Raw genomic sequence first — 22610 nt, 5'->3', positions numbered from 1 at the left:
AAAATAATTAAATTAATGATAACTATAGCTGTTGGAGTTGGAGAAAACAAAGATATATTAAAAGCTTGCAATATTTTTAAAAAAGATAAAACAGATGTTAATATTAAATTAATCGAAAATGAAGAGTTATTAGCTAAAAATATCTTGGATAAAACTATTAATGCAACAATAAGAGGATCATTATCCGCATCTAATGTTTTAAAAAAGTTAAAAGAAACTTACCCACACATATCACGGGCTACATATATTCATGGAAAAGATTTCGAATTTTTAATAAGCTCAGTAGGTATTGACGAAGGAAATACTATAGATGAAAAACTTAAAATAGCTATTTATTGTATTAATTTTTTTAAAAAACTTAATAAAACTCCAAAAATAGCCACACTTTCTTATGCAAGATTAGGAGACTATGGAAGAAGCACACAAATCAACAAATCATTAGAAGATAATAAAAAACTTACTGAATTAATTGAAAATTATACAAATCAAAAAGTAGAAAACAAATGTGTTTTAATTGATCAAGCAATAAAAAATAAATGTAATATCTTAATAGCTCCTAATGGTATTGTTGGAAATACTATTTTTAGAACACTCGTTTTATTAAATTCATGGCCAAGTTTTGGAGCAATTACATTTGGAATAGATAAGATTTACATTGATACCAGTCGTGACCAAAATGTAGAAGGTTACTTACGTAGTTTAGAATTATCATATAAATTAGCTAAACTTTAAAAATAAAAAGTAACATATTATTTACTAATAAATAAATTATTTGCTTCGGGTGTTTATTATGGGTGAGAATATTATTTATAAAATATATGAATGGTATATTTCCAGAAATTTAGAAACTGAAAAAATGCCGAAACATGTAGCAATCATTATGGACGGTAATAGACGTTACTCTAAAATTCAAGGAAATATGGATGTTGTAAAAGGACATGAATTTGGAGTAGATACTTTAGAAAAAGTTCTAGACTGGACAATAGAACTTGGAATAGAAATAGTAACAGCATATGCATTTTCAATAGAAAACTTTAATAGACCTCAACACGAAGTAGATGGACTAATGAAATTATTCTTTAAAAACTTCAAAAGATTAGTTGATCATGAAAAAATCCATAAAAATGAAGTAAAAGTCAAAGTAGTAGGCAGACTTGATTTATTACCCGACAATGTAAAAGAAGCTATTAAAGAAGCTGAAGATGCTACTAAACATTATAATAAAAGACAACTTAATCTAGCTATCGGATATGATGGTCGTTTAGAGATTGTTGATTCAGTTAAAAAAATCATCAAAGATGTTGAAGATGGAAAAATAACTGTTGATGATGTTAATGAAGATTTAATAAGTGAAAACTTATATACAGCAGGATTAGATGACCCTAACTTAATTATTAGAACTAGTGGAGAAGAAAGGTTAAGTGGATTCTTATTATGGCAATCATCATACTCAGAACTATATTTCTGTGAAAGTTTATGGCCAGAACTAAGAAAAGTAGACTTTTTAAGAGCTATTAGATCATACCAAGAAAGAGAACGTAGATTCGGAGTATAAAAAACATGATAGACACACATTGCCATATCGATTTTGAAGATTATGATAAAGACAGATTAGAAGTAATAAAACGAGCACAAAATGTTTTAGATGCAGTGATTGATTCTGGAACAAGTCTTGAAGGAAATCAAAAAGTTTTAGAGTTATCAAAAGAAAATAAAGGTTTTATTTATCCAACTTTTGGATTTCATCCAGTAACATCACAAGAATGTAGTAAAGAAGAATTACATTCTGCTCAAAAACATTTAATAGACAATATAAAAGATATTGTAGCTATTGGTGAAGTAGGAATGGATTTCTTTTTTGTAAAGGATAAAACCCTAAGAGCAAGACAAAAAGAAATATTCACCAGTTTTATTGAAATAGCTAATGAATATAAAGTACCTTTACTTATGCACGTTCGTGACTGTGAAAAAAAAGCATTAAACATTGTTAATGAATATGAAGATTTACCTTATGTAGTATTTCATTGTTTTAGTGGAAGTTTAAAAACAGCTAAAAGAATAATGCAACACGACAATTATTATATGAGTTTTTCCACAATGGTTTGTTATTCTCAACGACATCAAGATTTAATTAAAAATATCCCCTTAGATAATGTTTTAACTGAAACTGATAGTCCTTATTTAGCTATGACAAAAGAAGAAAGAAATGAACCCTCAAACATTGTTAATGCTTGTAAAAAAATAGCTGAAATTAAAGAAATAGATTTAAACACTGTTGATAAAATAACAACGAACAACGCTAAAAAAGTATTTAACATCTAATCTTTTAACAAAAGATTTAGATTTAATACACTAAATTTTTTATCAATTTCTGTATAAATTACTAAATTAAATTTATCCCAATCTTTTAAAAGAGCATCTAATTTTTCAAAAGGAATATCTACAGCATTTAAATAAACATCAAATTCTTTTTGACCAAATCTTACTGGTTTCCTACAGAATAATTTAAATTCATATAAATATAACTCAATCCTATCTCCCAATTCCTCAGCATTTCCTTTTCTACTTACTAAAAAATCAATAATATCTTTTTGTAATATTTTACCTTCATCATCCATATCGACTTGAAAACTTTCCATTTCTTTTAATTGATTTAAGAGCCTGTCTTTTTCATTTTTACTGTACATAAAAATTAATTATTTTTAATAATATTTAAACCCATACTACATTAGCTGTTGTAAATATATAATTATTAGAAAAAACCGGATTATATAATCTATTTGTATTGTTTGTTGAATTAAAACTTGTAGCTATCGATTTTCTCAAATTATAATTAATTCTATCACCAATTGAATCTAATTCCTTTTTACTATAATTTTGACTTGCTTTTGCATAAACTTTAAATTGTATTTTTTGTTTTCCATAATTTTTATCAATACCCATAGAATCATAACTAATATTTAAAATAGTTACAAAATAAGGATGTTTTAAACCTTCTTTATCATCATATTCATTAAATGTTTCTTTTGGATAGATTGCAGTTGTTGATAAGGCAACCCCATCAGTTACTCCAGATTTTGCAGCAGCCATAGCTATATTAAGTTCATGTTCATTAGTTATTAGAAATATAGACATTATTAAGATAACAATTAAAGAACCTATTAATAATAAATATTCCCCACTTAGTTGACCTTTTTTATCTTTCATAATATCTTAACCTCCCCATCTTTCTTTTCAATCCAATAACTTTGCCCACTATAAAGTTCATAATTCCTATTAATTGCAATTGGTAAAATAATCGATTCACCTTTTTTATTAGAATATTCAATTGTTAACTTCTTTTTTTCAACAGTAATTTTATAAGAATAGTCTTTTTGAGGTAAAACAATTTTTTTAGAAAAATTATCACCATTTGAATTAACTTGATTTATACAATTAGCTAAATTATCTAAAATTATTCTATAATCAACATTAGATTCAATACTTTCATTAAATTCTAAATTTGATTGGACATAAAATAATATCGATGTAACTATAATTAATATTATAAAAATAGAAAAAATAGTTTCTAGTGATATAAATCCTTTTTTATCCATATTTTTTAATTATTTCAATAATTAATAAACTTTGTTTAAATTAAAGTAAAATATTGAGGTTAAATTCTTTTTTAGATTCATAATTATTAAATAGAAGTTAAATCAAAAAATTGTATATGAAAGGTAAAGTAATTTTCATTGGAGCCGGACCTGGTGACCCAGATTTAATAACGGTTAAGGGAAGAAATGTTATTGAAAAAGCAGATGTTATTATTTATGCTGGATCTTTAGTTAATAAAGAAGTTTTAAATCCAAAAAAAGAAGATTGTGTTGTTTATAATAGTGCTGTACTGAATTTAGAAGAAACAACTGAAATTTGTAAAAAAGCTGCTTTGAAAGGTCAATTAGTAGCTAGAGTCCACACTGGTGATCCATCAATTTATGGAGCTATTGGTGAACAGATTAGAGAATTAAAAAAATATGATATTGAATATGACATTATTCCTGGAGTAAGTTCATTATTTGGTACAGCTAGTGTACTTGAAACAGAATTAACATTACCCGAAATTTCACAAACTGTTATTATCACACGTCCTGAAGGTAGAACTCCAAAACCACGTAGCGAAAGTATTTCTAGTTTATCTAAGCATCATGCAACTATGTGCATATTTTTAGGAATTGGTATGATTGATAAAGTTGTTGATGAATTACTTGTAGGTTACACTGAAGATACTCCAATAGCTGTTGTAAAAAAAGCAACTTGGAAAGACCAAGAAATAATTAGAGGAACCTTAAAAGATATTGCAAAAAAAGTAAAAGATGCCAATATAACAAAGACTGCAATGATTGTAGTTGGAGATGTGTTAAACCCTGGAGATTTTACACCATCTAAGCTATATGACCCAAACTTTAAACATGAATATAGATAAATTATTAATTATATTCATCTTTTATTTTATTCATTAATTTAAGTTTACCAAAAGCTACATCTTTACTAGCTCTTCTCAAACCACAATCAGGATCTAGAATTATATTGTTTTTTCCTAAAATTTCAACACCTTTAGCTATTAATTCTTCAGTTTTATCCTCATCATCTACTTCATTCAAAGAAGTATCCAAACATCCAAAACCTATTTTTTTATTTTTAACTAAAGATGCATTTTTTTCTAAAATTTTAATATTTGTATTATTTCCAGCGAATTCACAATCTAAAATATCAACATTGAATTTAATTAAATCCTTGAAAACATCTGTTAAATTACCACAAACATGCATAGCTAATGGAACACTAAGATCTTCACCAATTATGTCAATAGCTTCACTAGCTACTTTTAAATCAACTAAACCAGTAGATAAAAATGGTTCATCAACTTGAATGTAAACTGGATTAATTTTCTTTTCTATTGCATCAACTTCATATTTAAGGCTTTTAGCCAAATCTAAAATAGCATCATCTTTACATTTATAAAAAGCTTCAATTCTTGATGAATAAACAATAGTGGAAGGACCTGTTATAATTCCTTTAATTCCTTTGTTTTCAGGAATATTTCCATTAAAATAATCAACCATTACCTTTTTAGCATATTTTAAATCATTAATAGAAATCTCTTTTGTAGGTTGTCTAATTTTAGATGTAATAACTGTATTATTTGATTCTAATTTCATTCCAGGAATAAAATTAGTAAAAGTAGAAACCATATCTCCCCTAACCTGACCATCAGAAATAATGTCTATTCCTGCATCAAGTTGAGAGATTACAGTTTGTTTTATTGATTGTTTAAATGGATCATAAACTCCAAATACTTTTAATAATTTATCTTTTGTAGTAGTTGGAGATTTTATTTCCGCTGGAAAACTTCCAACAACAGTAGATAACATAAAAATCAACTAGTTAATGTTTAATTTTCTTATTTTATCAATTTCATCTGCGTCTACTGGTAATTCAACAACTGCAGTACCATAACATGGTTTAGTATATGGTATAAGAACAGTACCTTTTTTTGAATCAACCCCAATTGGAATTGGAGTTATGCCAATTACACGAGAACCTAAGATTTCTTCTCCAGCATTAACATAAATAATTTCTGGAGCTTTATACCTAATAAGTCTAGCACAGTCCTTAAAACCTGCTTGTGATGCTAAAATTTCATAATCATCAGACTGTTGAAGATAAGTATCTAAACAAAAAGACATTTTATAACTCCTTTAATGCTTTATCTAAATTAACTTTAATAGGATTTGGATTGTGGAATGCTCTTACAGAAACAATTTTTGCACCAGTATTTTCACTAACAATCTCAGTATATTCTTTTAATAATTCTGGATCTTTTTCAAATACAAGTGCAACAGCTTTAGTTTGTAAAAGTTGATAAAAAGTTACAAAATAAGAGGCGGCAGCATCTTTATGTACAAATCCTAATAATAAATCATATTCTTTTTCCTGAACATTAGCTAAACATTCATCTAAATCGACTAATTCTTGAATATAATAACTTTCAGGATCTGAAACTTTAACTAGTTTAGTAGCTGCTGGATTTGCAGCTATTGTTACATCATATCCCAATTTAACTAATTTATCAGTAGCATAAATTGACATAGGTGTTTGTGATGGGGTTTCTGGACACCCCAATAATATTAATGCTTTCATATTTTTAAACCTCTTAATTTGTTCTTGATTTAAGTGTAACAACATTAGCCAAGATTAATGCACCTAAAAATATAAATGAAAGTAATGCTAATCCATTGATAGACCTGTTAAATATAAACATACCAATTAATGCTTGTGAAATAAATGCAGTTAATGCTCCAGTCAATAACACTTCTTTACCTAAATATTTTTTATTATTATTTTCTCTTTTTTCTCTATACATAGTTAATATTTTTAAACCAATTATAATAGTTCCTAAAACAAAAACTATTAAACCAATAAGTCCTAAATATCCAAAGTCGAATCCATATCCAAAAATACCTGGAAGCATATAATCAATTGTATCTTTTTGATTTACAAGAACTCCACAAAATAATGGGAAAGGTAAACCAAATAATATAATTAATTGCATAGGTAAAGTAACATAACCTTCAGCAAATGCTGTTCCTTCAGTACCCCAAAAAGAAGCAGCACCATTGTGGCCTATTAATTGAATGTTATTTAATACCATTTTAATACTTGATGAAGAATACTGTTCAATTCTTCCTAACCTTAATAATGGTGAGAAAATAGTCATTCCAGTTATCTTAGCAATAATTTCAAGTCCACAAAAACCTGCAATAGCTGCACCAAAGAACATACAAATTCTTTTAAGAGTAAATACTGATTTTTCTCTGAAAGATTTAGATATTATAATATATCCTATAAATAAACCTAATAACCATAATATTAAAAAAGATCTATGCATTAATCCACCAAAGATAGTAATTCCTGCAATGAACAATAATACAACTTTTCTAAGAGGCCTTACATCAACACCCGAATTTTTCATCACTTTCAGCGATGCTAATGCAGCAACAACAGCCATTAAAGCAATTGGCCCAAATGGATGAGTAAATTCATTCTGACTTGATGAAACTACTAATAAAAGAATATCTGCTCCAAAAAGAAGTGTGAAACCACCAGCTAAGAAGAGAGATAAAAATGTTACAATACTAAGTGACAAAGGAATTAAATTAAGACAAAAGACCAATGTAACAAATAACATTGCCCCTACTTCTAAGATTAGTTGTAAATGATTCTGAGCTATCAACATCATAATTTAATCACAATTTTCCAATTTATTTTAAAAATTTATAAAATGGACTGACCGGGATTTGAACCCGGGGCCTCCGCCATGCCAAGGCGACGATCTACCATCTGAGCTACCAGCCCACAATAATAAAAAACTAAATATAATTATATAATATTTAGATAGTTCATTTGATAATATAAACTTTTCTTAAATTCAAAGCATTACTTATCAAATGCTGTTACATTATATTTTTTATATACTGCTATTAAAAGGTTATGAGCATGAACACAGAAAAGCTGATTAAAAAAATCATAAAAGAACGTAACGGTTCAAAAAATACGTGGAAAGTATATACATTAAGTATTAAAAATTATGAAAAATTCAACAATATGAATTTCATAGACCTACTTAATGAAGCAAAAAAAGAAGAAAACACAACCTGGAATAACACAATCTTAAAAAAAAGACTAATGAATTACAGAGAATATCTCTACAGAACATATAAGAAAAATACTGCAATGCTTTATTTAACTGTTATAATTTCTACCTATCGTCATTTAGGTGTTAACGTTCAAACATTACCTTATTTTTCAATGAAAACCGTAAAAACAAATCCTCCCATCTATTATGATGATTTACCTGACAAAAATGTTTTAAAAACGGTAATAGGTATAACCTCACCTGTATTAACCGCAATAACCTTATTCATTAGTAGTAGTGGTTGTAGTCGTGTAGATACTTTAAATATAACTATACATGAATATATTAACGCAACATATGAATATCATCATCAACAAGACATATACAAAGCAATTAACGTGATGGATAGTTTGAATTATCAAATAATTCCTACATTTTATTTGAAACGTCAAAAAACAGGAAAACAATATTTCACGTTTTGTAGTGATGAAGCTGTAAGAGCAATAAACAGTTATCTTAAAACACGCAAATCCCTAAAAGGAGACCTACCTTTGTTTAAAATAAATGGAGTATACTTAAATAAAAGATTTAAAGAGATTAACGATAAATTAGGTTTAGGTAATCGTGGAGATTATGCACGCTTCAGACCACACATGCTAAGAAAATATCATGCAAGCATGCTATATGAAGCAGGCATGGACAAATACAAAATAGATCAACTACAAGGACGTAGCAAAGAAAAAGTACATGAAGCATATTTTAAAGATAGTCCTTCTTCTTTAAAGGAGGAGTATATTAATTGTTTACCTAATCTTGTTGTTACGGATTATGAGGAAGTTAAAACAGAATTAGAGGTTAAAACAGAAGAAACAAAGACATTACAGGATAAATTAACAAATCAGAATGTAATAATTTCTGAAATACTTGAACGTGTTAACAATCTTGAGAATGAAACATTAACTCATGAAAATGTCAAAAAATTAAAGAGGATCTATAAATAATAATACTTTTCAGATGCTCTCGTTAACAAAAACTATATTTATATATAAGTTCAAAATAATATCGGTAAAAAAAATATTATTGAAAAAAATTCTTTAATCATTTAACGAAGAACACGATAAAATAAGTATAAAAAAATTTGGACGTTTCTTTTATATATTTACGTGTTCCTCCTTATGATTAGTTACATGAAAACTTAAAAAAAAGAATTATTCACAAGTACACAGAAAAGGTGAATAAAATCATAGATAAGTACATAGTAACCATTAATGGTTTATGTAAGAAATGCTATTTAAAATTATCTAATAGTCCCAAAAATCGTATGGGTGGTTTATATGGTTTAGCTGGGGCTATGGTTGATTTTGTGTATGGTGTTTTTAAAAAAAATATAATTTATTCCTCTTTTTTTTCAAGAATAATAACAATTTTATCATCTTTTACGGTGGGAGTCCATGTTAAGGAGTCCTCTGCTGTTAGATTAAGAAATTTAATTATTGCTGAAGGTATTCCTGCTCGGAGTTGTCCTTTATCGTTTACTTTTATTATTTTTGATGTGTATGACATGTTTTTTTACCTCTTAGGTGTATTATAGTATATTTATTATTCGTGCTTATTATATCTTACGAATAAGTACTATTTTGTATACATGAGTAGTACTTAAATATAAATAGTAGAACAACAATATAATATATTGTGCCTAACATGAGCACAAAAAAAGGAGAAAATAAAAAAATGAAAATAAACAGAAAATTATTCAAAGAAGTTACACTCAAAGGAGTACTCTACGATTGTACCTTCATTGATGGAATGTGGAATATTCGTGAAAAAGGAGGTAGCTCAATATGTGTTGCCTCCTCAGAAAAAGATATTGTACCAACAATCAACAGGTACATAGAACAAGAAGGAATAAGAATATATGGTGAACTTTTCAGTCAATCTGAAATCAAACAGATGATGGCTGAAAACATAAACCTAAGAAAACAAAACTCCTTCCTTAAGAAGGAGTTAAGTAAACTGGGGGAAGCAATATGAACTGTACAGGCTATCCCCCAGAATACAACATAGAATCATTACTCATTATGAGTCCTGAGGAAATATGGTTAGAATCCGTCCTCAGCACCTACGATGAAGATAATGATTCATACACTTATTTTATAGGAGGGGACATTTAAATGTACCTCTTCAAAAAAGATGATCCAAAAAGTCACGTACTTGATAGGTACGTGACTAAAGCTGAAAAAAGGAGAAAGATATTACATAATCCATATGTAATCTTAATACTCCTCAGTATAGGTATGCTAATCTTCCTGTATGCCTGTAGCCAATTAGGAGGTACAGAATCAGCTATTTTTTATAATGGAGGATTAGCATGATAGGATATACTGATTACGGTGAAGGATATCTTAATCCAGACCTCCACGACCCACGATTAAATCATAATCGTGAAATTGACGATTATGGAATTGAGGTTGAACTAGAAATGGAGGAAGCATTATGCAATATCTAGTTGAAGAAATCATTTCAGTAGGATATCATATTGCAAGAGGATTATATGATAATCCAATAGACGCACAAAGGAAAGCACAGGAAATGTTTGTGCTTGAAGGAATACTCGAAGAAAACATAAAAATAAAAGAAATACCACTTAAGGAGGAAAATTATGGGAATTGAAACACCTACAACAACAGAAATTGAAATTAAAAAACCAGAACCGGTTATGAATGATTGTGATGTGCTTAACCCTGTCTTGCCGATGCAGGACAAGGTGGCGTTAGCAGGGCATATTGCAGACACATTAAAATTTGTGATAAAATCACAAAACCTAAGCATAACCATCTCCAACAAAGAATACGTACTCCTTGAAGGGTGGAACACTTTAGGAATAATATTAGGGTGTACACCTTACGTGGAAGAAGTACGTGAAATCTCATTTAGTGAAAAAAAACATCAATGGGGATATGAAGCAACTGTGAGCATAAGGCAAGGTGAAAACATCTTAAGCCGTGCTTCCGCAATAGCAGAACGTAACAAACGCCAAACCGACAGACCAAGCGTCTACAGTATGGCACAAACAAGAGCAACAGGTAAAGCGTTCCGTTTAGCTTTATCCTGGATTATAAAAATGGCAGGATATAATCCAACACCTGCTGAGGAAATGCCTGACTTCAAAGAAATTAAAATAATGGAGGATAAAGAATGAGTATTAAACAAAATAGCCTCGACATGTTTGGGGCAGAAACCAGCCACGAAGAAGAATATCAAGACTACGGAAACATGGTAAGGGTCACATTAAACGAATTAGACCCAAACACCATCGTATCAGGTAAACCAAGCATTCAATTATTTGAAAATGATGGTGTAAACAAAGATGGAAAACCTAAGAATTATAATAATATCCGTATACGCATCGTGGATAATGATGCTGACGAATATATGGATGCTTATTTGAATATTCCGAAAAATTGTCAGAATATTCGTAAAAACAGTGATTTTTACAGGTCCTGTTTTGATTTCATTCACAGTACTTTCTGTACTATTGATGATACAAACGCAACTGATAAAAAAGGTAAACCTATTAACAATTACAAGAAGATCAATATAGAATCTCTTATTGATTTTCTTAACAATAAAAAGGAAATAACAGTGAAAATAATTGAAGGAGCTAATAATTATAATAGTTTAATTGTCACTGACTTCAATTAAACAGAGGTACCGAGATATGGATGAGGTAGAAACAGCTGAAAGGATATATGAAACATTATATCCTTATTATAATCCTGTTGATGAACCTGTATGGTTTAAAGCATTAATCAGTGCTTTTTTCATACAAGGAACAAGTTCAAAAACAGTTGAGAAAATCATTATTAACCTCCATCCTCTCCTCCATGGACATACGCTCGGTGTTGGTGAAGCTACAGATTACATGGATAGTTTGTATCTTGAAGAGTCCATGCCGAATAGTGGTCTTGATGGGTTGAAAAACTTCTTAAAAGAACATATGGACTCAAAAACAAGTATTGAAGTTCATACTGCTTTGAAGAAGATAATAAAAGAGTATGATTCTGATACTGTATTAAAGTATCAGAAGACTACAAATTCCTGGATTATTTGTGATAAAAGGCTAACAAATGTATCCTTACAAACGACTAATTACAAGAATAACAGGGACATTAGTACTTATACTAACATATTAACCTGTTATCCTCTTGAATTAACAGTACATGATAATCCAATCAGTGAAGAAGGCCGTATATTCAGTATTCAATGGATACAAGGACATGAGGGTAACTCATTCACTACAAAATTAATGACAGTACCTGAAACTGAAACATACCTTCTAAACCATGGATATGTTATCAATCCAAAGGAATTTAAAGGTACAGTTGCAAGCATAGTTAACATGTTAATTGAAAACAAATCCGCAATCATGAAGACTGAAATAGACACACCTGGTTTTTATTATAATAAAAACAGGGATAAAATTGATATTGTGGATTATGAACTCTTAGATGTTTCACCTCAAAACTTGAATAATGCACTTGACATTATTGAGGATCTTGTTAACTATTTCCCTAATCACGAGGGGAAGTTGGCAACTACTTTGAAACATTCACTTATTGCACCGTTCGGTTTTGCTAAAAAACAGATGGGATTGCCTTTAGAACAGTTAATCCCTTACTTGTATCATTTTGGTAAGGCTGGGAGTGGTAAAACTACACTTGCTCGGATAGGTGCTTATTTCTATACTGAACCTGATAGTGAAACAGATATAGGGGGTAGTGAATTTGATACGGTGGCACGTATAGGTCATCAAATTAGTAAAAATACCTTTTTATTAATTGTTAATGAACCTGGAAACGTGTTTTCTAATCATAGTTGTAGTGAAACATTAAAGACCTGTGTCGAACGTACAAATGCACGTGGAAAATATCATAGGGGTAGTTTCACAACAATACTTGCATTAGCTACAGTATCATTCACAAGTAATCAGCCTTTACCTGTTATTGAGGGATTGAATAGGCGTTTTCATCAATTATTGTATAGTCATAGTGAAAAAAAGACAGAGGAAGAGAAAAAGGAATTTATGGAGCATTTTAAATTAAATACTCCTGAGTTTTGTTTATTTCATCAGTTAAAATGGTTAGCTCAGTATACTGTACATGAAATAATAGATGATATTAATCTTTTATTGTTGGATTGGAAGGAGTTGGCTAATACTTTGATTGTGAGAGCGTATGCTAGTACTGGACGTGAGTGTCCTCGTTGGTTGCTTGGTTGGAGTGAGTCTGTAACCCTGGATGATGTTGATGAGGAAGAAGTAGAGGAAATTCGCATGTTTTTCATAGAAGAAATCAATAAACAAATGCGTCAAATACGAGTCTATGATGAAAATGGTTTTAGTCATTCATTAACGGAAGATAGTAATTCTCCTGTTAAAGATGCTGATGATTTCAAAGATAGGGTTTATAATGTTATTAATGAACGTTTAATCCCTTATATGTTAATGCATACCAGCCGTGATGGTGTTAATAGTGTTTGTTTTACTGCAGGTTTGAAGAAAGCATTACATCAAAATAATCAGGTTTGTTATAATGTGAAAAGTATAGCGGAACTATTAGGGTGGAAGTATGGAACGGTTAAATTTAATGGAAATCCAAAAATGGTTATGAAAGTTAAGTTTGATAAGTTTATACAGTTTTTATATCCTAATTTGAATGAAATGGAGGGTAATTAATAAAGTAATCTAAAAGGTAATTTAGGTAATTTTTTCATTAAATTACTTTAAAAACAAGTTATACTTGCTTTAAATGACTTTTTAAGGAATATAATGTCTTGTTTTTTTAGTAATTTTAAAGTAATTTTTCTCTACAGAACAGGGTACTATAGAATAAAAAATTACTTAATTTTGTAAATTACTAGATTACTAAATTACTTAATTTTGTAAATTACTAGATTACTAAATTACTTTAATAATTATGATAAAAATCAAAAAAAATTTTGAAATGTTGTGTGATCTACAATGTGAAAATTGTGAAGAAAAAATGCAGTGTACCTTAAACATACAAAATCACAAAACATTACTGAAAGTAAACAGTGAGATTAATCAAAAACTATTCGAATTAAAAGAGGTTAAAGTCATGATTCAGTATAGTCTTAAAAATGAGAGGTATAATTATCCTGTTTATATAGGTGAACCTTTAGGTGTATTGTTTTCTCGAAAGGAAAATATTGTGAATGAACTTACAAAACTATACAGGAAAAAAGAAAGTATTACTTATATTTTAAGGAGACGTGGTGGATTATAGGATTATACATGTACATATTAATGTACTTGTTATATTATTTTCTATAGTACTATTAATTTAATTAAAATATGACTAAAGGAAAAAAGGAGGTATGATAATATAATTAATAAAAATTTTAGGATTGTTGAAGGAGAACACATGCCTGCATCATTCGTTGATGATTATCTTCAAGGTATGACAACAAAACAATTACGACAAAAATATAATATTGGCAACACACGTTGTATGACCTGGAAAAGACACGCATACAATCAAACAGGAGTAAAACCTCGTGTAAAACAGAGGATACATCGTAAATATGATTTACCTAAATATATAAGTATTAATCATGGTAAATACCATATTCAAAGAAAAATAAAAGGAAAACTTTATTATTTTGGGTCATATAAGACATTAGATGAAGCAAAAACAAAATTAGGGGAAATACAGAAAAAATGAAGGGTTTAAAAGCATGGATATAATAGTAGATAGTAGAGAACAAAAAAGAATAGAAGAAGCCAAAAAATTCTATAATAATGTCACCGTTAAAGAATTACCTGTAGGTGATTACGTCTTCAATAAACAAGTAGTATTTGAATATAAGACATTACCTGACTTTGTAGGAAGTATAATGACAGGTAGGATATTTAATCAAGCAATCAATCAAAGTGAAACATACCCTTATCATTTCATAATTATTGAATTAGGTACAAGTAACATAAACAAACAATTACGTAGTTTACATTATGCTAGTGGATTAAAAACAAGCAAATACCAACTTTACGGAGCAATCAGTAGACTAAACACATATACAACAGTAATCCCTGTGTTTGGTGATGTGGTAGAATGTTTCAAGATGATGAAAATACAAGCAGAAAAATGTTTAGATCATAAACCTGTTATGAGGAAAAATAGTAATAAGATTGATAATCCTGCTGCTAATTTTCTTGCTTCAAGTATTTCTCGTATTGATTCAGTACGTGCAGAACAAATAACAAGTGAATTAGGATTATACAGTTTAAACGACTTACTTAACATCACATATGATGATTTAACAAGTATACCTGGTATAGGGGATAAAATAGCAGAAAATGTGATAAAACAATTACAAGGAGGGAATAGGAATTGAGTGTATTATTTGTTACAGCTGCAATAATCATTATAGTACAAGTGATTATCTGCCTTTGTAGTCTCGCAATTCTTGGACAAGTTGCTATAACTATTGAAAAGGCAAATGAATTATTACAGACGATACGTGAGAGGATATGATTAAATTGTATTTTTCAAAACAAGAAAAAAAGGATTTAATTAACCATATACGGGAAACTAATCCTAATAATGAAGGACAATGTTTTGATTTAGCAATACATTTAGAACAAGTAAGTAACCGTTTAAAAATTAAAATAATACAAGAAAAAGATGGGGGATAAGGTATGAGTAATATTTTTAAGGATAATCCTGATTTGAGTATAGGTGAAATCCTAACAAAACATGGATTAACTTTTAAACAAGCATTTGAAGAATTAGAATCATTACAGAAGTTAGTTGTAAAAAATCCCTCAAAATATGGTAAACATATTAAGAGGAACGGAAAAAATAAATTCATAGTTAATAAATCATTACACAGCAAAATGGTTTATTATGGTACATATAGTTCGCTATATGATGCTAAAAAGGTTAGGGATAAACTGATTGAGTACGATTGGGATAAAGATAAGTTAGAACTGGTTTTAAAGGAAACTGGAGTATATATGAATAATTTTAAAAGGAGTAGATATTAATGACGGTATTATGTGACAAGGATATAATGGCTAGATGGGAAGAGTTATTTCCTTTTACTAATAGCTTATTAGCGGTTTTTCAAAAGCGAGTTCAACCTGCAAGTGTTGATTTAAGATTAGGCGTGGAACTTAAAAGGATTAATGGTGAAACAATACAGTTCAACGAGGAAGGTTACTTATTGAAGCCTGGAGAATTCATATTAGGCTCAACAATAGAATACCTAACAATACCTGATGATATTGTTGCTCGTGTTGAAGGAAGATCCAGCATTGGCAGACTCGGGGTGATGGTTCATATAACTGCAGGATACATTGACCCAGGATTCGAAGGCAATATTACTTTGGAATTGTTTAATTGTAGTGATAAACCTTTTAAATTATGTTATGGTGACTGTTTATGTCAGATAGTCTTTGAAACACTATCAAGTCCTTGTGAGTGTCCTTATAATGGAAAATATCAAGGTGATACGGGTGTTGTTTGTAGTAGGTGGAATAAATGATGATTAAAAGGTTGTATGGATGGTTTAAGGGATTGTTTAAATCTGATGTGGTTTATCGTGTTCCTGAGCCATCTCAGCGACAGCCCCAGGTACAGAATAAGGAGGAGATACGATGAGTGCTTCTGAGAGATTGTTCCGTAACCCTACAAACATTGCAAAACAATGTTATAGTTATGATTTTAATCGTTATTGTCCTAACGATACTGTAATGAAAATGGATAGAGTTTATTATGTGAATAAGTTCATTAATGGATTATTCGTTATGGTAGGATGTAATAAGTATCGTGTTAGTGGTATATATCATCTAAAAAAGAATGGGAGGTATTAGATTATGTATGGTAGTTCATATCAATTAAAACTTGATGAAATCAAAGAAAAAATCAGGGAGAAATTACCTGACTTAACAATTGAGGAGAGAATGATTTTAGCAAATTTTATACGGGAACATGAGCTAGATTTGGATATTGCATTAAGAAATATGTCTTTTCCATCAGCAGTAGTTATATCTGACTTTAAATACACGGAGTTGATACTTGAAAGTTACTGCTATCATGATAATGATACAAAAATTATTCAAAAGCTTTTAGAGAATTTTCCTGCTGAAACTGTTTTAAAATTTGTGAAAAAATATAACAATACTTTGAAATACAAACACATGGCAGATGTTTTATCTGATGAAGTTGAAAGAATGGAGAGGTTACTTATTAAAAAATTATCTCACATAGATTAAATGAAATAAAAGAGGATTTTAAATGATTGATGAAAAAGAATTAATAACGTATCTTGAATCAAAAAGAGATTACTTTCAAGTAGAATTAAATCATAGTCGAAAACAATATGTTAGTGAATTAAATCTTGATGATTTTATGCGTCACAAAATAGATGACTATGTATCTGAAGCAGTTATACAAGTGTTAAATGAAGTAATTAAGGTTATAGAGTTAGATGATTTCCATTTTGCAAATGAAGGAGGGTAATTTATGATTGATAAGGAGGACATAGAATGAGTAGTATTGACAATTATAGGGCAGAAGCATACAAGATACTAAACCACCTTAAAAAAGATTTAGATGAACATAACTATCATCTAATGGATGCACGAGCATTACTGCTTGTGTTTTTTATATTGGATAAATTGGAGGACACAGAATGAAGCATATTTACAAAATAGGAACATTTCATCCTTTTGATGACTGTGAGGAAGAACTATTATTAATACATACAAATCAATATGATGAACAACAACTCGGTGTAATGGTGCAAGATGTACTTGATGAATTCATCGACCGAGCATGTAAGGAAAATGTGTTTGGAGATAAGGGCATGGAACCCTGCCTGATAACAGTTGGGAGATTACTTAACATAATAGCTGTTGAGTTAAAACGAAAATATGGGTTTGAACGAAAAATTATTCGAGCAACTACTAGAATTGAAGATGGTAAATTATTCACTAATGAAAAGGAGGTTAATAGGTTTCTTAAGGAAAGGTATGCGGATAAAGTAATTTCAGCATGTGATAAATGCTGTAGGAAGAATATGTATAATTTTGATGGTTGTATAGTTGATAATAAGAGATATCCTAAATCTGATGATGGGGAAGAGGATAATAAAGAAACAAATAATACAAGAGGGTGCTAATAATGGTTAAACTAAAAGTATGTGTAGACTTTGATGGAGTACTAAACAATTACAAAGAATATGATGAAACTGACCTAGGAGAACCACGATTAAATGTACAGGAATTCATAAAAGAACTTCAAAAAGAATATGAGGTAATCATACTCACAGCAAGGAACACTCAACGAGTTAAAAAATGGTTGAAACATAATAATCTCCCAGATTTGACTGTTACAAATCAGAAAATACCAGCAGCAGCATATATTGATGACCGTGCAATAAGATTTAATGGAGATTATGATGCTGTATTATGTGAGTTAAAGGATTTTAAACCATATTGGGATAAAACGGAGGATGTAATATATGACTAAAATAGAAATTGACTTAAACCTAATTAAAGGACATGAAGAGTACTATCAGGTAGTAGATGCACTTACAGATATGATAATGGCAGTATTCATTGATGAAGATGATGCTTATCAACTCATAGAATATTATAAAATTAATCATTGTGATAATTATCTTGAAGTTAAAACGGTGAAAGTATGATAACAGTAAAAGAATTAACAGATAAACTACAAGAATACCCTGATGACACCACAGTAATGTGTTTCAAAGAAGGGGAAGGAGAATACAATATAGAACAAGTTAAACCATGTGCTTCAGTCCGTACACATAGGGAGTATGTTTGTGGATTACTTTTAGAGGAGTTATAATATGAGTAAAACAAACATAGATGAATATCTGAAAGGATACAAAGAAGGATACCTAGACGGATTCCACGAAGGAATAACAACACAAAAAGAAATACAAGAAGAAATACAACTAAAAAAACAATACAAAGAAAAAACAAGAGGCTACCAATGAAGCAAGTAACAACCTACATAAACAACAACCTACACCACGAACTAAACATGATCAAAGAAACAGCAAACAGTAAATATAATACAAAATTATCAATAAGGGACATACTAAGAGCATCAATAATAATACTCCTAACAGAACTAAAAAAAGAAGACTACACAGAAAAAGAAGCAATACAACTAATAGTACACCACAAAAAAATATATGAAGAGGAATATTCATGAGTCAAATGATAGAACGATACAAGAAAGAATATCATGTCGGGAACTGGCAATTACAAGACAGATTAACCAACAAAACAATAGTTAAAACTAATCTAGAAGCAGAAATTGCTGAAAAAATCATAGATTACGCATACAATGAATGTAATAAACATGAACGGAAACAAAAATTAATTCCTTACAGTAGAGAAGAGGGTACACTTGTAGGTATTGCAATAGATGAAAATACAGGAGATAAGGTTAAAATAAGTGCAAATAATAAACTAATTAGTGTAAATGATAAAACACCCTCTGAGGAACAGGAAAAATATTATAAGGAAGTATACGGTTTAGACACGGTAAAACCTAAAAGACATAAATTATTTTAAGGGATAATTATGGTGAAAGTATTTAAATGTCAGTATTGTGGAGCATTATTCGTTAAAACACATAACAGGCAAGTATACTGTAGTGATAACTGTAGACATTACGGTAGACGCGAATTAAAAACAGAGTGGCAACGACAATTCCGTAAAAAGTATGGAGTTAAACCCACGTTAGGTACGGGTGAATTAGGGGTTACTCCTCGTGATGATATTTGGTCTGAGTTGCGGACTGTGGAAAAGGAAATGCGTAAACGTGGTCTAGTACCTTTCTAAATGTCCACATCAATGTATGAGGAAGAGGGAAAATTAAATAAAAATAAGTCTATCTATTTCGTTCTTATAAATTCACATTATACTGTTGTGTTTATCTTATAATTATTTTTATTTACTTCTCCTTTTCTGATAAGTGCATAATTTAACATAGAATACAAAAAAGGGGGGTCCAGCTTTTCTAAAACCTTTTTTTTATTTGACATTAGCATATGAAAACCCTCCCTTTTTTATAAATCTACAAAATAACATTCTTATTTTATAGCATTTAGCTAACCTAAATGTCCACATTAAGATATGAAAGAGACACATTTAGGGAGGGTAAAAATCTTTTATTATCATCTATTTTACTACAAATGATCCTTTTATAGTTCAATACATTTTTTATTATTTTCTTCTTAGAAACACGAATCCGACCTAAAATACTCTTTCATTATTTTCTCCTTAATATGATGATTAACAATACCTTATTTAAAAACATGAAACATGAGGACGCATTAATCTGCAAAGAATGTATAATAAAATACAATCTATGCCTCAAACATGCAGAAAACATAAGTGAATGTTTCCCTATTGTATATAATAGTCATCATGACGAATATATCTGCAAAAACTGCGGTACAGTATATGAAGGGTTCGGACAACCAGAATGAGCTGTTGTTCTCGGCAATTTTTACATTAATTAAAGATGAGTGAATTAAAAAAATATTATCCGTTCAAATCGGAGACCCTTCCATCATAAAAAAAAATATAAAGGTAAACTATATGGAATTAAATAACAAAACACTACTACTCGCAGGAGTAATAATCATAGGATTATATGCAGTCAACCAAAAAAATATTGAATTAGCATCAGTTGCATTAGGAGGACTCGTAGGATACCTCAGTAAAGACATAGGAGTACAAGATGAAGCAACATAAACTAACAGACACAATACCCTACCGTAAAACAGTATGGTTATTCGGATTTGTTAAAACAACACTCTCAGGAGCTTTTATAAGTATAGGAGTAGTACTCATAACTGATAGCTTAACAAAAAATCCTGTACGATTTGGAGGACACAATCTAAGCCTATTACTCGGAATTTTATTTATCGTAATGGCTATTTGGATAATAATAACTATTGATAAATGGAAGGAGAAAAAGAAAAAAGAAGAATTAGATGCAATTGATTTGAAGATTAAAGAACAATCCTTAACCGTATTTAATGATTTAGATAAATTAAGTCGTGAAATAGCAAAAGAAATGGTCGAGGAAGAATTAGAGAAAATACAATGCATCAACCAAAAATAAAGTTAATAAAGTGATAATGAAAAAAAAGGGGGATTAAGGGAGTATGGAGATAGAAACAATTAAAATAACTGATATAATACCTGCAGAATACAATCCACGTAAAATAAGTGAAGAAGACTATACAAAACTAAAAAACAGTATAAAAACGTTTGGTCTTGTAGATCCTATTATCGTCAACTTGAAAAATATGCATATTGTGGGTGGACATCAAAGGTATGATGTTTTGTTAGATGAATCTATGATGGATGATTGTTTTTTTAAGGAATTGTCTATGATTCGTTTAGGTGAGATTGGTTTTGTTTTTACTGATACTGATTTGAGTATTCGTGATGATGCTCATGAAAAGGCTTTGAATCTTGCGTTAAATAAGATTAGTGGAGATTGGGATAATCCTAAATTGTTAGAGGTCATTAATGAGTTAGATGATTTAGGTTTGGATTTAGATTTAACAGGTTTTGATGAATTTGAATTAATTGAATTAGAATTTATTGAGGATATTGAATATGATGATAATATTTCTGATTCTGATTTGTCTGAGGATACCTCAAAAAAGGTTAATATGGTGACTTGTCCTCATTGTGGTGAGAAATTTGAGATATAGTCAGGTGGTTTTTGATGCATGTGTATTGTGCTGAAACAGGAGGAACATTCCAATCAATTTTAAATGATTCATTGAAATTACCCAAATTTAATATTTTATTTAGTTATTATTATTCACAAAATATAACTCCTTTTTTAAAATATGCAAAAAGTATTATCGTTGATAGTGGAGGATATAGTTTTCAGACAAGACCTGTAAAATTAGATCATAAACAATATTTCAATAACTATAAAAAATTTATAGAAGAAACACATCATTTATCAATGGTAAAAGGTTTTTTTGAATTAGATATTGACAATATGGTTGGATATTCACAAGTAAAAGAATATCGTGAGGAATTATTGGAGATAACTGATAAAATAATTCCGGTATGGCACAAATCATTAGGTGTATCTGAATTTAAGAAATTATGTCATGAATTTGATTTTATAGCTATTCCTTGTGTGAATAATAATGCTGTGAAACCTGAACATTATGGTAAATTTGTGAGATATGCTCACAATCACAATACAAAAGTGCATGGTTTAGGTATGTTAAGGAAAAATGTTTTAAATAAAGTACCTTTTGATACTTGTGATGGGACTAGCTGGTTTCTAGCTTCTAGGTTTGGTAAATTAAACTCAAGAAAAATATCTTCTGAATATCTTTCTAAAAATCATAAAAAATTAACCTATATTGAATTAATGAGACATATTCGTTTTCAAAAAGAAATGTACGAAAAATGGCAATATTACCATAAGGATTAATAGGAGGGATTTAATGTTATATTTAACAACAAAAAACGTATTATATAGTAGTCATCAACTAAAAAATCATAAAGGGAAATGTGGGGTTTTACATGGACATCAATATGAAATTGAATTAACAATCAAAGCACCTTACTCTCAGATTAATAATAATAAATGTAATTTTTTAATTGATTTATATGATTTTGACAAAATATGGAAAAAACTATTCCCTATAGATCATGTTAATATTAATGAGATAACACATGAAGACAATCCTAGCATAGAGTTCTTAGCAAAATGGATATATGACAATTTAAAAGAGAGCTTAGTTGATTTGTATTCTGTTAAAATATATGAAACTCCTACAAATTACTGCACCTATATTGAAGATGAAGGTTGATTAAAAT

General features: G+C 29.4%; 43 protein-coding genes and 1 tRNA gene. 35 read left to right on the top strand and 9 right to left on the bottom strand.

The genetic code is table 11. The annotated features are described in order from the left end of the window. Positions 1-15: 15 nt before the first annotated feature. Genes mtxX through Q0984_RS03105 form a run of 3 tightly spaced genes read left to right on the top strand, consistent with a single transcriptional unit; the run spans position 16 to position 2322 of the window. Positions 16-732 carry a methanogenesis marker protein Mmp4/MtxX gene (gene mtxX, locus Q0984_RS03115; protein ID WP_299523424.1) on the top strand — a complete coding sequence of 239 codons (717 nt, stop codon included), beginning with the start codon at positions 16-18 and terminating at the stop codon, positions 730-732. Positions 733-790: 58 nt separating this feature from the next. After that, positions 791-1555, top strand: a complete 765-nt coding sequence (gene uppS, locus Q0984_RS03110) for a polyprenyl diphosphate synthase (protein WP_299523421.1) — start codon at positions 791-793, stop codon at positions 1553-1555. A gap of 5 nt (positions 1556-1560) precedes the next feature. Then, positions 1561-2322, top strand: coding sequence for a TatD family hydrolase (locus Q0984_RS03105; protein WP_299523418.1), 762 nt, complete (start codon positions 1561-1563; stop codon positions 2320-2322). On the opposite strand, the gene Q0984_RS03100 is transcribed toward Q0984_RS03105, so the two are convergent. Genes Q0984_RS03100 through Q0984_RS03090 form a run of 3 tightly spaced genes read right to left on the bottom strand, consistent with a single transcriptional unit; the run spans position 2319 to position 3596 of the window. Continuing rightward, positions 2319-2687, bottom strand: a complete 369-nt coding sequence (locus Q0984_RS03100) for a hypothetical protein (protein WP_299523415.1) — start codon at positions 2685-2687, stop codon at positions 2319-2321. The genes Q0984_RS03105 and Q0984_RS03100 overlap by 4 nt on opposite strands. Positions 2688-2712: 25 nt before the next feature. Then, positions 2713-3207, bottom strand: a complete 495-nt coding sequence (locus Q0984_RS03095) for a hypothetical protein (protein WP_299523412.1) — start codon at positions 3205-3207, stop codon at positions 2713-2715. Continuing rightward, positions 3204-3596, bottom strand: a complete 393-nt coding sequence (locus tag Q0984_RS03090) for a hypothetical protein (protein WP_299523409.1) — start codon at positions 3594-3596, stop codon at positions 3204-3206. Before Q0984_RS03090 ends, Q0984_RS03095 begins: the two co-directional genes overlap by 4 nt. 116 nt (positions 3597-3712) lie before the next feature. Between Q0984_RS03090 and cobM the strand changes: the two genes are divergently transcribed. Continuing rightward, positions 3713-4465, top strand: a complete 753-nt coding sequence (gene cobM / locus Q0984_RS03085) for a precorrin-4 C(11)-methyltransferase (protein WP_299523407.1) — start codon at positions 3713-3715, stop codon at positions 4463-4465. 4 nt (positions 4466-4469) lie between these two features. Here the strand turns inward: cobM and Q0984_RS03080 are convergent, their stop codons facing one another. The 5 genes from Q0984_RS03080 to Q0984_RS03060 all read right to left on the bottom strand — a co-directional run bounded on the left by Q0984_RS03080 (position 4470) and on the right by Q0984_RS03060 (position 7398). Continuing rightward, positions 4470-5414: a methionine synthase gene (locus Q0984_RS03080; protein ID WP_299523404.1), complete on the bottom strand. Its 945-nt coding sequence runs from the start codon at positions 5412-5414 to the stop codon at positions 4470-4472. A 9-nt stretch (positions 5415-5423) separates the two neighbouring features. Continuing rightward, the gene (locus Q0984_RS03075; RefSeq protein WP_299523401.1) at positions 5424-5729 is read right to left on the bottom strand and encodes a DUF1894 domain-containing protein; all 306 of its coding nucleotides are present in this window, start codon (positions 5727-5729) and stop codon (positions 5424-5426) included. A 1-nt stretch (position 5730) separates the two neighbouring features. After that, positions 5731-6183, bottom strand: coding sequence for a DUF1890 domain-containing protein (locus Q0984_RS03070; protein ID WP_299523398.1), 453 nt, complete (start codon positions 6181-6183; stop codon positions 5731-5733). Between the two features lie 13 nt (positions 6184-6196). Further along, positions 6197-7282, bottom strand: coding sequence for a hypothetical protein (locus Q0984_RS03065; protein ID WP_299523395.1), 1086 nt, complete (start codon positions 7280-7282; stop codon positions 6197-6199). A gap of 43 nt (positions 7283-7325) precedes the next feature. Further along, positions 7326-7398 (bottom strand) — tRNA-Ala (locus Q0984_RS03060). A gap of 141 nt (positions 7399-7539) precedes the next feature. Here Q0984_RS03060 and Q0984_RS03055 point away from each other — a divergent pair. Continuing rightward, the gene (locus Q0984_RS03055; RefSeq protein WP_299523392.1) at positions 7540-8679 is read left to right on the top strand and encodes a tyrosine-type recombinase/integrase; all 1140 of its coding nucleotides are present in this window, start codon (positions 7540-7542) and stop codon (positions 8677-8679) included. Positions 8680-9070: 391 nt separating this feature from the next. Here Q0984_RS03055 and Q0984_RS03050 read toward each other — a convergent pair whose 3' ends face one another. Next, positions 9071-9241, bottom strand: coding sequence for a hypothetical protein (locus Q0984_RS03050; protein ID WP_299523389.1), 171 nt, complete (start codon positions 9239-9241; stop codon positions 9071-9073). A gap of 138 nt (positions 9242-9379) precedes the next feature. On the opposite strand from Q0984_RS03050, the gene Q0984_RS03045 reads away from it, so the two are divergent. The 30 genes from Q0984_RS03045 to Q0984_RS02900 all read left to right on the top strand — a co-directional run bounded on the left by Q0984_RS03045 (position 9380) and on the right by Q0984_RS02900 (position 22603). Further along, positions 9380-9709: a hypothetical protein gene (locus tag Q0984_RS03045; protein WP_299523386.1), complete on the top strand. Its 330-nt coding sequence runs from the start codon at positions 9380-9382 to the stop codon at positions 9707-9709. Then, on the top strand, positions 9706-9849 hold the full coding sequence (locus tag Q0984_RS03040; protein WP_299523383.1) for a hypothetical protein: 144 nt from the start codon (positions 9706-9708) through the stop codon (positions 9847-9849). Before Q0984_RS03045 ends, Q0984_RS03040 begins: the two co-directional genes overlap by 4 nt. Before the next feature lie 197 nt (positions 9850-10046). Next, complete coding sequence (locus Q0984_RS03035; RefSeq protein WP_299523380.1) at positions 10047-10184, top strand: hypothetical protein; 138 nt, start codon at positions 10047-10049, stop codon at positions 10182-10184. Further along, positions 10172-10348: a hypothetical protein gene (locus Q0984_RS03030; protein ID WP_299523377.1), complete on the top strand. Its 177-nt coding sequence runs from the start codon at positions 10172-10174 to the stop codon at positions 10346-10348. The genes Q0984_RS03035 and Q0984_RS03030 overlap by 13 nt, the downstream gene beginning before the upstream one ends. Continuing rightward, the gene (locus Q0984_RS03025; protein ID WP_299523374.1) at positions 10338-10877 is read left to right on the top strand and encodes a hypothetical protein; all 540 of its coding nucleotides are present in this window, start codon (positions 10338-10340) and stop codon (positions 10875-10877) included. The genes Q0984_RS03030 and Q0984_RS03025 overlap by 11 nt, the downstream gene beginning before the upstream one ends. Continuing rightward, complete coding sequence (locus tag Q0984_RS03020; protein WP_299523372.1) at positions 10874-11380, top strand: hypothetical protein; 507 nt, start codon at positions 10874-10876, stop codon at positions 11378-11380. Before Q0984_RS03025 ends, Q0984_RS03020 begins: the two co-directional genes overlap by 4 nt. Before the next feature lie 16 nt (positions 11381-11396). Continuing rightward, complete coding sequence (locus Q0984_RS03015) at positions 11397-13412, top strand: hypothetical protein (protein WP_299523369.1); 2016 nt, start codon at positions 11397-11399, stop codon at positions 13410-13412. Positions 13413-13680: 268 nt separating this feature from the next. Further along, positions 13681-13983 (top strand): hypothetical protein, encoded by a 303-nt coding sequence (locus Q0984_RS03010; protein ID WP_299523366.1) that lies wholly within the window; start codon positions 13681-13683, stop codon positions 13981-13983. A gap of 138 nt (positions 13984-14121) precedes the next feature. After that, a complete protein-coding gene (locus Q0984_RS03005) occupies positions 14122-14421 on the top strand; it encodes a hypothetical protein (protein ID WP_299523364.1) in 300 nt (99 codons plus the stop codon). A 13-nt stretch (positions 14422-14434) separates the two neighbouring features. Then, a complete protein-coding gene (locus tag Q0984_RS03000) occupies positions 14435-15091 on the top strand; it encodes an ERCC4 domain-containing protein (RefSeq protein ID WP_299523361.1) in 657 nt (218 codons plus the stop codon). A 136-nt stretch (positions 15092-15227) separates the two neighbouring features. Further along, on the top strand, positions 15228-15392 hold the full coding sequence (locus Q0984_RS02995) for a hypothetical protein (RefSeq protein ID WP_299523358.1): 165 nt from the start codon (positions 15228-15230) through the stop codon (positions 15390-15392). Between the two features lie 3 nt (positions 15393-15395). After that, the gene (locus tag Q0984_RS02990; RefSeq protein ID WP_299523355.1) at positions 15396-15743 is read left to right on the top strand and encodes a hypothetical protein; all 348 of its coding nucleotides are present in this window, start codon (positions 15396-15398) and stop codon (positions 15741-15743) included. Continuing rightward, positions 15743-16243 carry a dCTP deaminase gene (gene dcd / locus Q0984_RS02985; protein WP_299523352.1) on the top strand — a complete coding sequence of 167 codons (501 nt, stop codon included), beginning with the start codon at positions 15743-15745 and terminating at the stop codon, positions 16241-16243. Before Q0984_RS02990 ends, dcd begins: the two co-directional genes overlap by 1 nt. Before the next feature lie 112 nt (positions 16244-16355). Next, a complete protein-coding gene (locus tag Q0984_RS02980) occupies positions 16356-16571 on the top strand; it encodes a hypothetical protein (protein WP_299523349.1) in 216 nt (71 codons plus the stop codon). A gap of 3 nt (positions 16572-16574) precedes the next feature. Further along, positions 16575-16973: a hypothetical protein gene (locus Q0984_RS02975; protein WP_299523346.1), complete on the top strand. Its 399-nt coding sequence runs from the start codon at positions 16575-16577 to the stop codon at positions 16971-16973. 22 nt (positions 16974-16995) lie between these two features. Then, positions 16996-17220: a hypothetical protein gene (locus Q0984_RS02970; protein ID WP_299523343.1), complete on the top strand. Its 225-nt coding sequence runs from the start codon at positions 16996-16998 to the stop codon at positions 17218-17220. Positions 17221-17246: 26 nt separating this feature from the next. Beyond that, positions 17247-17396, top strand: a complete 150-nt coding sequence (locus Q0984_RS02965) for a hypothetical protein (RefSeq protein ID WP_299523340.1) — start codon at positions 17247-17249, stop codon at positions 17394-17396. Next, the gene (locus tag Q0984_RS02960) at positions 17393-17881 is read left to right on the top strand and encodes a hypothetical protein (protein ID WP_299523337.1); all 489 of its coding nucleotides are present in this window, start codon (positions 17393-17395) and stop codon (positions 17879-17881) included. The genes Q0984_RS02965 and Q0984_RS02960 overlap by 4 nt, the downstream gene beginning before the upstream one ends. Continuing rightward, entirely contained in the window at positions 17875-18231 is a 357-nt protein-coding gene (locus Q0984_RS02955) for a hypothetical protein (RefSeq protein ID WP_299523335.1), read from the top strand. The genes Q0984_RS02960 and Q0984_RS02955 overlap by 7 nt, the downstream gene beginning before the upstream one ends. Beyond that, on the top strand, positions 18224-18409 hold the full coding sequence (locus tag Q0984_RS02950; RefSeq protein ID WP_299523332.1) for a hypothetical protein: 186 nt from the start codon (positions 18224-18226) through the stop codon (positions 18407-18409). Before Q0984_RS02955 ends, Q0984_RS02950 begins: the two co-directional genes overlap by 8 nt. Continuing rightward, a complete protein-coding gene (locus Q0984_RS02945; protein ID WP_299523329.1) occupies positions 18406-18576 on the top strand; it encodes a hypothetical protein in 171 nt (56 codons plus the stop codon). Before Q0984_RS02950 ends, Q0984_RS02945 begins: the two co-directional genes overlap by 4 nt. A 1-nt stretch (position 18577) precedes the next feature. After that, positions 18578-18727 carry a hypothetical protein gene (locus Q0984_RS02940; RefSeq protein WP_299523326.1) on the top strand — a complete coding sequence of 50 codons (150 nt, stop codon included), beginning with the start codon at positions 18578-18580 and terminating at the stop codon, positions 18725-18727. Beyond that, positions 18724-18948 (top strand): hypothetical protein, encoded by a 225-nt coding sequence (locus tag Q0984_RS02935; protein ID WP_299523323.1) that lies wholly within the window; start codon positions 18724-18726, stop codon positions 18946-18948. Before Q0984_RS02940 ends, Q0984_RS02935 begins: the two co-directional genes overlap by 4 nt. Continuing rightward, a complete protein-coding gene (locus Q0984_RS02930; RefSeq protein ID WP_299523321.1) occupies positions 18945-19313 on the top strand; it encodes a hypothetical protein in 369 nt (122 codons plus the stop codon). Before Q0984_RS02935 ends, Q0984_RS02930 begins: the two co-directional genes overlap by 4 nt. A 746-nt stretch (positions 19314-20059) precedes the next feature. Then, positions 20060-20233 carry a hypothetical protein gene (locus Q0984_RS02925; RefSeq protein ID WP_299523319.1) on the top strand — a complete coding sequence of 58 codons (174 nt, stop codon included), beginning with the start codon at positions 20060-20062 and terminating at the stop codon, positions 20231-20233. A 112-nt stretch (positions 20234-20345) separates the two neighbouring features. Next, the gene (locus Q0984_RS02920) at positions 20346-20501 is read left to right on the top strand and encodes a hypothetical protein (protein ID WP_299523316.1); all 156 of its coding nucleotides are present in this window, start codon (positions 20346-20348) and stop codon (positions 20499-20501) included. Further along, complete coding sequence (locus Q0984_RS02915) at positions 20488-20874, top strand: hypothetical protein (protein ID WP_299523314.1); 387 nt, start codon at positions 20488-20490, stop codon at positions 20872-20874. Before Q0984_RS02920 ends, Q0984_RS02915 begins: the two co-directional genes overlap by 14 nt. 43 nt (positions 20875-20917) lie before the next feature. Next, a complete protein-coding gene (locus Q0984_RS02910; protein WP_299523311.1) occupies positions 20918-21475 on the top strand; it encodes a ParB N-terminal domain-containing protein in 558 nt (185 codons plus the stop codon). A 14-nt stretch (positions 21476-21489) separates the two neighbouring features. Continuing rightward, the gene (locus Q0984_RS02905) at positions 21490-22221 is read left to right on the top strand and encodes a hypothetical protein (RefSeq protein ID WP_299523308.1); all 732 of its coding nucleotides are present in this window, start codon (positions 21490-21492) and stop codon (positions 22219-22221) included. Between the two features lie 13 nt (positions 22222-22234). Beyond that, positions 22235-22603 (top strand): 6-carboxytetrahydropterin synthase, encoded by a 369-nt coding sequence (locus Q0984_RS02900; protein WP_299523305.1) that lies wholly within the window; start codon positions 22235-22237, stop codon positions 22601-22603. Positions 22604-22610 lie beyond the last annotated feature (7 nt).

The organism is uncultured Methanobrevibacter sp. (assembly GCF_934746965.1).
Taxonomy (GTDB): domain Archaea; phylum Methanobacteriota; class Methanobacteria; order Methanobacteriales; family Methanobacteriaceae; genus Methanocatella.
This window is presented reverse-complemented; position numbering and strand designations above follow the sequence as displayed.